Source organism: Polynucleobacter sp. es-GGE-1 (assembly GCF_018882005.1).
GTDB lineage: Bacteria > Pseudomonadota > Gammaproteobacteria > Burkholderiales > Burkholderiaceae > Polynucleobacter.
The window spans coordinates 24,889-37,003 of record NZ_JACVPE010000011.1; the positions used below are offsets into that span (position 1 = coordinate 24,889).

Annotated in this window: 12 protein-coding genes and 1 tRNA gene; 7 read left to right on the top strand and 6 right to left on the bottom strand. The window is 40.6% G+C overall.

What is annotated here, in order from left to right; all coding sequences use genetic code 11:
* Nucleotides 1-41: 41 nt before the first annotated feature.
* Nucleotides 42-117, top strand: a tRNA-His gene (locus tag ICN35_RS10125).
* A gap of 139 nt (nucleotides 118-256) precedes the next feature.
* Here ICN35_RS10125 and ICN35_RS10130 read toward each other — a convergent pair.
* Nucleotides 257-1,318 (bottom strand): response regulator, encoded by a 1,062-nt coding sequence (locus tag ICN35_RS10130; RefSeq protein ID WP_216127324.1) that lies wholly within the window; start codon nucleotides 1,316-1,318, stop codon nucleotides 257-259.
* 31 nt (nucleotides 1,319-1,349) lie between these two features.
* Nucleotides 1,350-2,279, bottom strand: coding sequence for a diguanylate cyclase (locus tag ICN35_RS10135; protein WP_216127328.1), 930 nt, complete (start codon nucleotides 2,277-2,279; stop codon nucleotides 1,350-1,352).
* 297 nt (nucleotides 2,280-2,576) lie between these two features.
* Between ICN35_RS10135 and ICN35_RS10140 the strand changes: the two genes are divergently transcribed.
* The 3 genes from ICN35_RS10140 (at nucleotide 2,577) to ICN35_RS10150 (ending at nucleotide 6,059) form a co-directional block, all read left to right on the top strand.
* A complete protein-coding gene (locus tag ICN35_RS10140) occupies nucleotides 2,577-3,878 on the top strand; it encodes a glycosyltransferase family 2 protein (protein WP_255535804.1) in 1,302 nt (433 codons plus the stop codon).
* Nucleotides 3,875-4,822: a hypothetical protein gene (locus ICN35_RS10145; protein WP_216127332.1), complete on the top strand. Its 948-nt coding sequence runs from the start codon at nucleotides 3,875-3,877 to the stop codon at nucleotides 4,820-4,822. The genes ICN35_RS10140 and ICN35_RS10145 overlap by 4 nt, the downstream gene beginning before the upstream one ends.
* A gap of 220 nt (nucleotides 4,823-5,042) precedes the next feature.
* Entirely contained in the window at nucleotides 5,043-6,059 is a 1,017-nt protein-coding gene (locus ICN35_RS10150; RefSeq protein WP_216127335.1) for an HD-GYP domain-containing protein, read from the top strand.
* 82 nt (nucleotides 6,060-6,141) lie between these two features.
* Here ICN35_RS10150 and ICN35_RS10155 read toward each other — a convergent pair whose 3' ends face one another.
* The 4 genes from ICN35_RS10155 to ICN35_RS10170 all read right to left on the bottom strand — a co-directional run bounded on the left by ICN35_RS10155 (nucleotide 6,142) and on the right by ICN35_RS10170 (nucleotide 10,695).
* Nucleotides 6,142-7,617 carry an RNB domain-containing ribonuclease gene (locus ICN35_RS10155; RefSeq protein ID WP_216127338.1) on the bottom strand — a complete coding sequence of 492 codons (1,476 nt, stop codon included), beginning with the start codon at nucleotides 7,615-7,617 and terminating at the stop codon, nucleotides 6,142-6,144.
* Between the two features lie 25 nt (nucleotides 7,618-7,642).
* The gene (locus tag ICN35_RS10160) at nucleotides 7,643-8,467 is read right to left on the bottom strand and encodes a GGDEF domain-containing protein (protein ID WP_216127341.1); all 825 of its coding nucleotides are present in this window, start codon (nucleotides 8,465-8,467) and stop codon (nucleotides 7,643-7,645) included.
* Nucleotides 8,468-8,644: 177 nt separating this feature from the next.
* A complete protein-coding gene (locus ICN35_RS10165; protein WP_216127344.1) occupies nucleotides 8,645-9,457 on the bottom strand; it encodes a Crp/Fnr family transcriptional regulator in 813 nt (270 codons plus the stop codon).
* Between the two features lie 41 nt (nucleotides 9,458-9,498).
* Nucleotides 9,499-10,695, bottom strand: a complete 1,197-nt coding sequence (locus ICN35_RS10170; protein ID WP_216127347.1) for a diguanylate phosphodiesterase — start codon at nucleotides 10,693-10,695, stop codon at nucleotides 9,499-9,501.
* A 245-nt stretch (nucleotides 10,696-10,940) separates the two neighbouring features.
* Here ICN35_RS10170 and ICN35_RS10175 point away from each other — a divergent pair, with 245 nt between their 5' ends.
* The 3 genes from ICN35_RS10175 to ICN35_RS10185 are packed head-to-tail and all read left to right on the top strand — an operon-like array spanning nucleotide 10,941 to nucleotide 12,039.
* A complete protein-coding gene (locus tag ICN35_RS10175; RefSeq protein ID WP_216127350.1) occupies nucleotides 10,941-11,327 on the top strand; it encodes a translational machinery protein in 387 nt (128 codons plus the stop codon).
* Nucleotides 11,328-11,343: 16 nt separating this feature from the next.
* Nucleotides 11,344-11,562 carry a hypothetical protein gene (locus ICN35_RS10180; protein WP_216127353.1) on the top strand — a complete coding sequence of 73 codons (219 nt, stop codon included), beginning with the start codon at nucleotides 11,344-11,346 and terminating at the stop codon, nucleotides 11,560-11,562.
* A gap of 51 nt (nucleotides 11,563-11,613) precedes the next feature.
* Nucleotides 11,614-12,039 (top strand): universal stress protein, encoded by a 426-nt coding sequence (locus tag ICN35_RS10185; protein WP_216127355.1) that lies wholly within the window; start codon nucleotides 11,614-11,616, stop codon nucleotides 12,037-12,039.
* The last annotated feature ends 76 nt before the right edge of the window (nucleotides 12,040-12,115 follow it).

A 12,115-nucleotide genomic window follows, 5' to 3' on the forward strand; every position in this document is an offset into this window, starting at 1 on the left:
GGATTTCTCCTAAAAAGGATATAATTTCTTCTTCTACAACGGCGGACGTAGCTCAGTTGGTAGAGTCCCAGATTGTGATTCTGGTTGTCGCGGGTTCGAGCCCCGTCGTTCGCCCCAAAAAATTCCCTGAGAGCCTCCATGAGGGGTTTTATTCAAAAGGGTGACCTAATCAGTATTGGCTGGCCTTTCATTTTCTGACATCAAATAGTCGATTCGCTCATGTGTAAGTCGTTGGTACCAATTGATCATTTGATTTTTAAATTTTGAATGCATCTACGATTTTTTGGCTACCACCCAGAAAAACTGAACGTTGACGAACAGGCGCTAAATCTGTTTTTAATTTAGACGCGGTACGGGCATCAATCAGAACTTCTCCTGCTTCTGCCTCATGGCATAACTTCAAAGCAAATTCTCTGACATCTCCAAGTACGGTATAAAACTCTTTATCTTGAATTTTTGTCATCTTTAGCGTGGCATAACCTGTAGCTATACCTATACTCAAAAATAAAGGCTCACTGTAGCCCTTTTGAGCCCAGCGCATTTTGAGATTGGTGAATGCTGTATTAAACCGTTTGGCTAAACTTGCTGCATTTAACATGGGGTTATCGATGGGGGTAGGATCATTAAAAAGGATCACGAATTCATCGCATGAGAAGCGTTGAACTTTACCAAAAAACTGACCAATCAGTTTACCGAGAACTTGATGCACCTCACTTAAAATGATTGCCACTTCTTCGGTTTGGCTACCTGTTACAAACTGACCGAAGTTGTGTAACTCAATGACAACCATCGTCACCTCACTGCGATGCGATTCCTCGGTATTGACTTGGTTTTCATCAACCATGATATCTGAGATTTCGGGTGACAAAGATAGCTTGAGGTTATTCAAATTTTCAATTTCATTTCCCTGTAGTGCAACTTTTTGCTCTAATTCTTTGCGTATATTAGAAATTCTCAGTAAGGAGTCAATCCTGGCAAATAATTCAGCTTGGTTCAGGGGCTTACCTAAAAAATCATCTGCTCCAGCCTCCAAACCTTTGACTTTTTCAAGGGCTGGATCGAGCGCTGATAGCATGACTACCGGCAGTAACATCGTCGTTGGGTCTTGTCGAATGGCTTGGCATACCTCATAGCCAGACATCTCCGGCATCATCACATCGAGCACTACCAAATCGGGAATCGATTCTTTAATGGATGCAAGTGCTTGGAGGCCGCTGGAGGCTGTTTTGATTTCATAGCTGTGACTTTCCAATACCGCTTTTAGTAAATCGATATTTTCAGGTGTGTCATCGACTATTAAAATAGTGCCAAGCTTCATGCCGTATCCGCTCTTTGTTTAAAAATTAAAATTAGGCAGCAATTTGATTGCGACCATTTTGTTTCGCTGCATACATGGACATATCAGCCTGATTAACTAGATCACTAAGTAGAACATCTTGAGCTATATTTAGATGATGATTTGGATTGAGCATTGCTAATCCAATACTCATCGTAATTTGCATTGGTATGGATAAGCTTGTTTTAAATGTTGCTTTAGCGACATCAGATCTAAGGCGCTCAGCAATTTCTATTGCACCCTCAATATTGGTTTCTGGCAAAAGAATGAGAAACTCTTCTCCACCAATACGGCCCATGGAATCAGTAGAGCGAAGGGTTGTGTGGATATGTCTCACGAGGCTAACTAAAACTTCGTCTCCTACTTGATGTCCATATTGATCATTTATATTTTTGAAGTAATCAATATCCATGACCATTAAAGATAAATAGTGTTTATTTCTTTGTGAGCGATCAATCTCAATAGAGAGTTGATGAAGGATTTCGGTGCGACTGAAGGATTTTGTTAATGGATCGTATTTGGTCAGGGTTTCCAAAAGATTTAGATTTTTTTCGGATTCTTTATGGATATTGGCAATTCTGAGTAAGGAACTAATCTTGGCGAACAATTCCGCTTGACGAATTGGTTTACTTAAAAAGTCATCTGCGCCAGCCTCTAGGCCCTTGACCTTTTCAAGGTCTGGATCAAGCGCTGATAGCATGACCACTGGCAATAACATTGTCTTTGGGTCTTGCCGAATGGCTTGGCATACCTCGTAGCCCGACATTTCTGGCATCATCACATCGAGCACTACCAAATCTGGTATCGAGTCTTTAATTGCTGCAAGAGCTTGAGCACCACTAGAGGCTGTTATGACTTTATAGTGACGACTTTCCAGCAAGGCTTTTAATAATTCAAGATTTGCAGGGGCATCATCGACTATCAGAATTGAAGCGTTTTGCATATATTTAACACCGCTTCTCACTATACATACTTACTTGATTGATACTAACTTATATATGTATTAAATAGTTTTATATTTTTGTAATACCGGCTTATTTTTTTACGTAGGTAATCAATAACCCTTTGTTTTAGGCTTTAAAGGGCATTTAAATCATTTTTAGGGAATTTTTGTTCGGCTTTAGGAGGGTCTGCTATCAAATCCCAAGCAGCTTAATCAGGCTGAGGTTTATTGTTTAAAACGACAAAACAAGACCACAAAGTAGTATTCTCGATGATTATAAATTTTGGATAAATTCTTTTGTATTTTTCAGTTAAGAGCAAGTTTTTCTTAGCCCTCATTTTTGCCCTATCTTGGATGGGTTTTTCCTTTTGGTATTCCCAGCCCTGGTATGAAGACCTTAGTAATGCAATAGGAGTATTTGCAGCCTATTTCATCATTACTTTCATAGCGATTATTCCCGGTTTTATGAATGCCTTTGTGGCAATGGCATTACTCATAGATAAAAGACCTAAGGTAATGGATCAGCAAAAGTATCCACCCGTAACGATATTGATTGCTGCCTACAACGAAGAAAAATCAATTGCCTCAACCTTATCAGGAATTTTTTTACAGGATTATCCAGAGAGTATTCGCATTATTGTTATTAATGATGGCTCAAGTGATAAAACCGTTGATTCTGTTCGCAATCTTCAGGCTTCGCACCAAAATTTAGAATTGATTGATTTAGGTCACAATGGGGGTAAGGCTTCTGCACTTAATCATGGTTTAAGAGAATGCAAAACAGACATCATTATTTCTATTGATGCAGATAGCTATATTCTGCAAGATGGAGTGAGGAATCTGGTTGGTCGCTATCTTTCTGATCCAGTGAATACCAAAGCAGTTGCTGGCGAGATCTTAATAAGAAACTCTCGAGAAAATTGGATTACCAAGGCGCAGGAGTGGGATTATTTTTTGGGGATTGCTACGATCAAGCGAATTCAGTCCTTATTTCAGGGGACCTTGGTGGCCCAAGGCGCATTTTCTTTGTATGACCGAGAAACAGTGATGGACTTGGGTGGGTGGCCTGAAATGGTTGGTGAGGATATTGTGCTTACCTGGAAAATCCTTGCTGCTGGCTATAGGGTAGGGCATGCCGAGAATGCCCTAGCATTTACGGATTGCCCAGATACCTTAAGTAAATTTATTCATCAACGGCGCCGTTGGTCTAGAGGCTTAATTGAAGCTTTCAAAGAAAATCCATCTATCTTATTTAAGCCAAGATATTCAACTCTTTACGTGTGGTGGAACACCTTATTTCCATTCATGGATATTGCCTTTACCTTTGGATTTATACCCGGAATTATATTGGCTTGTTTTGGTGTTTACTGGATTGTTGGCCCGATGACTTTGTCTCTCTTGCCGATGGCATTTCTTCTTAACTGGCAAATGTATTTGAAGGGAAAGACAATGTTCAACGAACAGAACCTTAAAGTGAGGGCTAATATTTTAGGTTTTATGTTCTATGTATTAGCCTACGGCTTAATTTTGCAGCCTGCATGTGTGTACGGCTATTTTTCTGAAATTTTTAAGCTGCGTAAATCTTGGGGAACCAAATGAAATCTTTTGTAATGGTTGCCCAGTCATCTTTAAGTATCTTATTAATCATATCTGTTGCTAATGCTGAAGGGTTGCCTTCAGCTAAGATGGCAATATCAGCTCCTAATACTTATATTGCCTCAGATAGTGAAGGCTTCTCTACCTATAAATACAATGCTGGTTTACTACCGCTTTATGAGCATGGTGAAAAATATACTGGGATTAGCTACCAACATAATTACTTTACGCAAGGTGGCTGGGATTCTTCAGCAGAGGTGTACACCATACTCACTAAAGCGATTAACCCAAGAACGGGACTTGGTTATAACGCTAATCTTGGCTACAACCTAGAGAATGGTCATAAACTCATTACCACTGATAGTAATTACGGATTTAGGGTGACTGATTCTACCAAGGCAGAGTTATTTATAAATCGTGATCGCGTAGAAACTCAAAATTCTCTCAATAATGGCATCTACTACACTATAGGTGGAGCCAGCATAGAGCAGCAAGTCACTGAGCGCTTTACGGCAGTGCTCATGGGTGCCAATATGTACTTCTCAGATACCAATACTAGACCAATAGCACGGGCTAAATTAATTTACGACTTGGTTCCGGAGTATGGCATAACGGCTCAACTGCGCTACCGACAATACTGGGATACCAATACAAGCGTAGTCAATAACTACTTTAATCCCAATCAATATATTGAAAACATGTTTGCATTCGGTACTCGCAAGCGCATCGAAGGTTGGATGTTTAGCGGCACTGCAGGCGTTGGTAGGCAATCGATTAATCAAGGACCCAGTACCACGACTCAACTGTATGAACTTGCGGCTACTAGTCCAGTAGCCTCCAATGATTATTACTTTAAAACGCGTGCAGGATATGGCAAGTCAGCAGGTTTTTTAGGACCCAATTACTTCTATCGCTACATCATGGAGGAGTTGATTTTTCCGTTCTAAGCCGATTTAACTTCTGAAATAGCAAATCTTTTTTCTGCGAACAGCTTAAATAGACAACTACTAACTTTGTATCATAGAGCGTGCCATGATGCTGTTTGATTTTAGTAACAGCAGTATCAATCACATCTGAGAAAGTAATAATTATTGATATAAGTTAAAATTCTCATGAGAATAAGATTTAAACTTAAATAATAACTGCCACCCTATGATTAAGTTTCAAATGAAAAAAATAGTAACGACTGATGATGAGATAGCACATATGGCTGCTGATCTTGTTATTGCCAATAAAGAGCTACTTTTCCAAAACGAAGAGAAGGCTAAACGTGTAGCTGAATTGGTTCTTGCCAATATCGAAAAGGCTAAGCTTGTGGCGGAGCTTGTGATTGCGAATAGTGATAAAGCGAAAAGAGCTGCAGAATTAGTCATTGCCAACGAAGAGCTCGCCTTTCAAAATAAAGAAAAAGCTAAACGAGTAGCAGAGCTAATTATTGCCAATGAAGAGAAGGCTAAACGTGCAGCAGAGTTAGTCATTGCTAACGAAGAGAAAGCCAGGAGAGCAGCTGAGTTAGTAGTCACTATGGATGATAAGGCCAAAATTGTTGCTGAATTAGTAATCTCTAAACTTGAAGCTATCCACAATGAAAAGCTACAACTGTCTTTAATGGAAACCATAGACATCACAAGACAGTTAGTGGAATTACGAGATCCGTATACTGCTGGACACGAAAAGCATGTAGGTGATTTGGCTAAAGCTATTGCTCAGGAGATGGGTTTAGATAGCATTCATCAAGAGGGTCTCATGGTGGCTGGTTACTTGCATGATCTTGGCAAGATTATTGTTCCTGTTGAGATCCTATGTAAGCCTGCCAAGATTTCGCCAGAAGAATATAATTTGGTGAAAAATCATGTTCAAGCGGGCTATGACTTACTGAAAAATGTAACTTTCCCTTGGCCTATTGCTCACTCTGTATTGGAGCATCACGAAAGGCTTGATGGTAGTGGTTATCCCAATGGATTGAAGGGAGATCAAATCAGTATAGAAGGCCGCATCTTAGCTGTATCTGATGTCATGGACGCAATGTCCTGCAACCGTCCTTACCGTACTTCGCCTGGAATTGAAGAGGCATTGGCCGAAATTGAAGGGGGTAGTGGCAGAATCTATGACGAGAGGGTCGTCCATGCTTGCCTGACCTTGTTTCGCGAGAAGGGTTACAAAATTCCGACTGCTTTAGCTTAACCTTTTAATTAGAGTCAGACATTCTGATTTCTGGTTGATTCCATCAAGGCCCGCTAGGAATCACGATACTTGCATTACAGTGTTAGTAAGCGGTCTTCATAAAATTAATATGACCCAATTCCACATCGGTCGATACCAGCTTCACGCGTAACTTGTTCCCGATCGAGGCATCTCGTGGAAGCTTTAATAACATGCCTTCTGCTGGCGGATTAAAAATTCTGACCCAGCCATAATTGGGAGTAATCCCAGTTATCACGCCATCAAAATCTTTGCCAATATAGGGTTCCAGAAAGAGAGCTGCCTCAGATTTTCGAACTCTGCGCTCGACTTTGCGGATAGCATCTTCTTGGGTCGTGCAGTGAAGTGCTAAGGAATACAGTTCCTGATGATCATAAGGGCTGGGGCGATTGGCAATAGCATGCTTGAGCATACGCAAAGTAATCAGGTCAGGATAGCGGCGATTTGGAGCGGTGGAGTGCATGTAGTCTTGCACTGCGAGTCCAAAATGACCTATCGGTTCGGTACCAGGGTTCTCAAGAACATATTCACCAGGACCCATGAGTTTGACTACGATTAATGAAAGATCAGGAAAGCGTAGGGGGTCAGCAAGATGCCGCTTCGCTAAAAACTCAGAGAGGGCCTTAGAGTCTGGATCGTTTGGGAGCGCCTCTCCATATTGCTTCGCAAGCTCAACAATTCTGAGCCAACGATCTGGGCTACGGACAATTCTACGAAGGGATGGAATCCCCTTTTTTTGCAGAAAATGAGCAGTCGATTCATTCGTAGCAATCATGAATTCTTCAATCAGTTGTCTGCCTCGGTTATGTTCTTGCTCTGCGATGCCAATAATTCTTTCGCCTTCAAAAATGGCTTTAGGTTGAAATATTTCCAATTGCAATGATCCCGCTTGATGTCGCTTGACTCTCAGTTTTTGCGCAATCTGGTCTTGGTTTTTGATCTGGATATCCATACCTGGCACAGAGGTGATGCCTAGGGGTGCAGGTGCGCTTCCGATAATCCAACTAGAGACAGCATCATAGGCCAACTTCGCTTTGTTCAATACTTTGGCGCGATAAATGGTAGAACCCTGTACATCACCATCATTACCAATCACTATCTCTGTAACCAGGGCTAAGCGAGGCTCATTAAAATTCAGTGAAGTTAAATTGGTTGACAGCTTTTCCGGAAGCATCGGGAAAATACGTGCTGATGTATAGACTGATGCGGTATTAAATTGCGCATGCTCATCGATGGGCGTATTCTTCTTAATGAGCACATCGACATCAGCGATTGCGATGAATATTTTATAAGAGCCATTACCGATTTCAGTACAGGTGGTCAGCTGGTCTAGATCTCGAGAGTCATCGTTATCCAGGGAGCACCATAGCAGGTGAGTCAGATCTTGTATCTTCGGGTCATCATCAACGCCAGGTGCATTGATAGTACTTAATTGAGCATGTACTTCTTTTGAAAAATCAGGCTCAAGACCTTTCTCTTTCATCACAATGACAGCAATTCTGGATAAATCAGAGCGTGTATATTGTTTTTGCTGATGCATCTCTTATAAATATATTAATGATGCGTTATAGGACACAGCTGCAATTTCTACCAGAGTCCTTTGCCAGATACATAGCTTGATCTGCTTTGTGAACTAATTCTTTTAAGAGTTCTTGCTTATTGCTGCCAATACAAGCAGAAATTTTAAAGCTAGTAATACCAATACTCACCGTGATTTGTATGGGCTCGCTCCAGCTGGTGTGATGTGAGATGCTAGCTATATGGGCACGAATGCGTTCGGCTACCTGTAGAGCTTCAATTTCTTTCGTTTCAGGCAGCAAGATTAAGAATTCTTCCCCCCCAATTCTGCCCAGAATATCCAGATCACGCAATGATTCTTGAATATGCTTGACTAGGCTAATTAGTATCTCATCGCCAACTTGATGGCCAAACTGATCATTCACTTTTTTAAAATAATCAATATCAATCTCCAGGATTGAAAAAGTATTACCCGTTCTAAGAGTGCGCTCAATCTCATTGGCAATTTTTGAAAATATTTCCGTACGAGAAAGACAATTCGTCAGAGGATCTAAAGCAGATAGCAATGAAAGGACTTGATTTTTAGTTTTTTCTGATTCAATGAGTTTGGTGATGCCGTATATGCCACCAGATATGCAAATTGAGATTGCTAATGCAAAAAAGGCGTCTATTAGCTTGAAGTTACCGCTTGTATAGATATCAATCACCGGGAATATCCTTCTTGATAGCATCAAGGTAAGTCCAATCGTAAGGCAGACCCATGCCCAACGAAACGCTCCGGCAATCTTAAAGGTGAGAGTAATGCAGATATATACCGCAACTATTTGAAACAGAAAGGAGAGTACATAGCATATTAATGCCAATAATTGCATGAGTTCCTCCTTATAGTCCCAAATACTAGATGATTTAAAATTAAACCCTTTTTAGATCACTTCGTAAAAAGAATGAGATTCATTGAATGTAAATACTGAAATCATTTTGATTGGTATCAAAAAAAGTAACCCTTAAGAATGATTTAAGATTAAGTTGCCTACCTTAAGCAGAAGACATTAGACTTTTCTTTTTTCAAAGTCCTCAGGATAAGTAGGCGCCGCCCCTTTTTTAGAATTATGCTTTTCTCTTAGGAAGGCAGAATCTAAAAACTCAAATATCGGCTTTCTGGAGACGAATTCAATATGACGATTAGTGGATTTGATGGCGCCCACTTTTTCTAATTGGGTAATAGAGCGACTTAAAGTTTCAATTTTCACGCCTAAATAACTTGCTAAATCAACCCGATTCATTGGTAAGGTGAAATTATCACGATCAAAGCCAACGGTACTAATTCGGTTCGCATATTCAATTAAGAAATCAGCCAACTTTTCTGTGGCATTCAGATTCACTAGATCAAAAATATGGACATTAGTGGTATTGAGTAGGGCGCTTAAAGAATTCTCGAGATTATTCATCAGCGCTGGAAATTCGCTAGTCAATTTTTTCAAGTTGGTATACGTTATTGAACACACTTCACTATTACTAATGCTCACTGTATCTACTTGATGCTTACCATTGGCAATCCCATCTAGTCCAAGAAGCTCACCAGGTAATGAAAAATGGGTGACTTGTCTCATGCCATTGGACATAATTATTTCGCTCTTTAACGATCCAAATCTCAAGTTATAAACATGAGTGAGGGATTCTCCTTTGCGATAGAGAAATTGCCCCTCCAGTAAGGTTGAGCGGATAATAAAATTTGCTGGCAGACTATTGACTTCCTCTGTAGTCAATTTGCCATTCAGACACTGGCTTCGAGTGCTGCAGTTCACGCACACTGCCTTCGGGTGTTGGGAGACTTTAGAGAGACCATTGAGTGCAGAGTTCATAGTTCATTATAGTTTTTAAATTAAATAATCTATAATTATTTTTACCACTGGTGTGCTGTGTAGGAATTCAGTTTTGGGGTATGAAATAAATGGCCCTGGAACTGTGAAATACCGATGCTGGTCAAATATTGAAAGTCATTTTCATGTTCAATGCCTTCAGCTACTACCGAAATCGCTAAACTATCAGCGCAGTCATGTATGGCTCTGACAATAGACTGCTTAGGACCGCTTGATGAGATCGATCCGATCAGGCCACTATCGATTTTAAGTATGTCTGGCTGAAATTGAGCTAAAAGTGAGAGACCCGCATAACCGGCGCCAAAATCATCGACCGCTAATTTAACGCCACTGGCCCTTAATTTTGCAATGATATTTGGAGCTAGATGATGATTTCCAATGAAGTCTGACTCAGTAATCTCAGCTACCAATTGATTAGGATTAAACCCATACCGCTCAAGCATCGCTCCTAGCTTATCTGCGGTATCAATCGATTGAAAGATGGTATTTGGACTAAAGTTCACTGAGAGTTTCTCAATGCCAAGTTGCGCGGCAAGACTGATGGCATCTTCGGTTGAGTGCATGTCATAGTGTGCGAATTCAGCCTGACTCATGCTAGAAAGATACTCTTTAGCGCCCTGACCATCAGGCCCTCTAGCAAGTGCTTCTACGAATACTGTTTTTCTTTGACGGCAGTCGATCACTGACTGGAAGGCAAATGCATAGCCATTTGGAGGCTCTGCTATAGAGTTTGAATGTTCTTGTATAACGGGATAAGAAAATTGTTTCAATCCGTTAGCGATTGCATGACGCAGATTGCTTTTGTATTTGTACTCTATGAACTGGCAAATAAACTTCTCAATTTTAGAATCAAAATTATTATTTGCTGGATTCAAATGATTTTTCTCGCGATATTCTGCTAACGACAAATCGATACTTTTTATCTTCTCAATATCCAGGAAATGCATTCCCAGGTTCGGATATTGACGTGCTTTAATCGTTTCATCTACAAGTAACACCACATTGCTGTGTCTTGGGTCTTGCAAGATTTTCCTGTACAAGGCTTTGATGGATTCTTGAGGGCCTTCAAGCACCTGAAAGAAAAAAGGCGCATCAAAAAAAAGCAGACCTGAAATCTCCCGCTTTTTATTGCGATGATTAGCATTTTTAACCACTTCCAAAATCATCTCTTTATCTACATTCTCGATAATTTGGCTGCGGTATATCAAGCTAGCTAGCATGTTTTTCCTGATCTTTTGAATTTAGTCGTTGATTGGTAAATGCTGGCGTTAATACTGTTTAATGCTCGTTAATGCTCACTGTCTAAGGATGCATTTTCTAACGAGAAATAGACCCGTTTTTGATTTAAATCAAAAAAGGTTCAGTAATTACCAATAGACTGCACTGGTGTGATGAAGGAGGGCTATATCAACCTTTTATGAATCACTGTATATCAGAGCATTGCTATTTATTTTGGAGTGAAGTTATGCATACAAACCATGCAGTCATCTGGGTTGATCATCATGAAGCCCATGTCTTATTTTATGATCCAGAGCACAATCAGATCATTCGTAGTAATGCCAAGCAAGCGCACTTACACCATAAAGCCAATGTTATTGGCAGCGGTAATGCGCCCGAGGATCGTCATTTTTTCGACGAAATCCTAGCTCAAGTCGCTGATGTTAGTGAAATCTTGCTTGTGGGGCCTGGGTTTGCGAAGGGCGAGCTACAAGAATATGCTACTGAACATCATGCTGCGATAGCTAAAAAAATCATTGGCGTTAAAACAGTTGATCATCCAACCGATGGCCAGGTATTAGCCTATGCTAAGGAATGCTTTCAGCGCTTTGAGCAACTCAAAGGCTATACATGATAGCTGGGATGACATTATGAAACTGCGCATTACTCAAGGGACCTTATCCCGCAAACATGGAGCAGATGGTCAAGACCTTGGCTTCATGGTGCTATTTGCTGGAGAGTACCCTGCATCCATAGACGATTCTGGAGAGCTAGAGATCAAGATTGGCGAAGAGCAGTGCGCCTATCTTTCCTTGCGCAAGATGGAAGAGAAGATTCAGCAAGGTGAGTTGGTTGTGATTGAAGCGTAATGACTCTTGATCTCCATGATTAGCAACTAAACAATAAACTAGGAAAATATTATGAAAATACTTGTAGCTGTGGATGGTTCATCGAATTCTTTGAGGGCTGTGAAGTCTGCAGTCAATTTAGTTAAAGATCTGCGCTCTAAATCCTCTATTACCTTGATTAATGTCCATGACGATGATCCGCTGGGTATGGTAAAGCGCTATGTCGGCAGTCAAGTAGTGAAAGATCATACAATTGAGATGAGTCAAAAGGAATTGAAGTCTGCACTTAAAATTCTAGATAAATCTCAAGTTAAGCATAGCTGCATCATCGAATTAGGGCATGTTCCCACGATGATTTGTAACATCGCCAAAGCTGAAAAGTCTGACATGATTATTATGGGCGCCAAAGGCCGTTCCAGCGTTAGTGGTATCGTCCTTGGTTCTGTTTCTCAAAGAGTCTCTGTTTTAGCCAAGCAAGCAGTGCTACTGGTCAAATAAATGCGTGCTAAAAAATACTGGTGTTGTCATTGAGCGTGTAATGGGTCTTCATCGGTATTAACCTTCATTAAATTAC

Excerpts from the sequence above, each read along its gene's own strand:
- ICN35_RS10130 (WP_216127324.1), bottom strand. The coding sequence starts at position 1,318 with ATGAAGCTTGGCACTATTTTAATAGTCGATGACACACCTGAAAATATC.
- ICN35_RS10135 (WP_216127328.1), bottom strand. The coding sequence starts at position 2,279 with ATGCAAAACGCTTCAATTCTGATAGTCGATGATGCCCCTGCAAATCTT.
- ICN35_RS10145 (WP_216127332.1), top strand. The coding sequence starts at position 3,875 with ATGAAATCTTTTGTAATGGTTGCCCAGTCATCTTTAAGTATCTTATTA.
- ICN35_RS10150 (WP_216127335.1), top strand. The coding sequence starts at position 5,043 with ATGAAAAAAATAGTAACGACTGATGATGAGATAGCACATATGGCTGCT.
- ICN35_RS10155 (WP_216127338.1), bottom strand. The coding sequence starts at position 7,617 with ATGCATCAGCAAAAACAATATACACGCTCTGATTTATCCAGAATTGCT.
- ICN35_RS10160 (WP_216127341.1), bottom strand. The coding sequence starts at position 8,467 with ATGCAATTATTGGCATTAATATGCTATGTACTCTCCTTTCTGTTTCAA.
- ICN35_RS10165 (WP_216127344.1), bottom strand. The coding sequence starts at position 9,457 with ATGAACTCTGCACTCAATGGTCTCTCTAAAGTCTCCCAACACCCGAAG.
- ICN35_RS10170 (WP_216127347.1), bottom strand. The coding sequence starts at position 10,695 with ATGCTAGCTAGCTTGATATACCGCAGCCAAATTATCGAGAATGTAGAT.
- ICN35_RS10175 (WP_216127350.1), top strand. The coding sequence starts at position 10,941 with ATGCATACAAACCATGCAGTCATCTGGGTTGATCATCATGAAGCCCAT.
- ICN35_RS10180 (WP_216127353.1), top strand. The coding sequence starts at position 11,344 with ATGAAACTGCGCATTACTCAAGGGACCTTATCCCGCAAACATGGAGCA.
- ICN35_RS10185 (WP_216127355.1), top strand. The coding sequence starts at position 11,614 with ATGAAAATACTTGTAGCTGTGGATGGTTCATCGAATTCTTTGAGGGCT.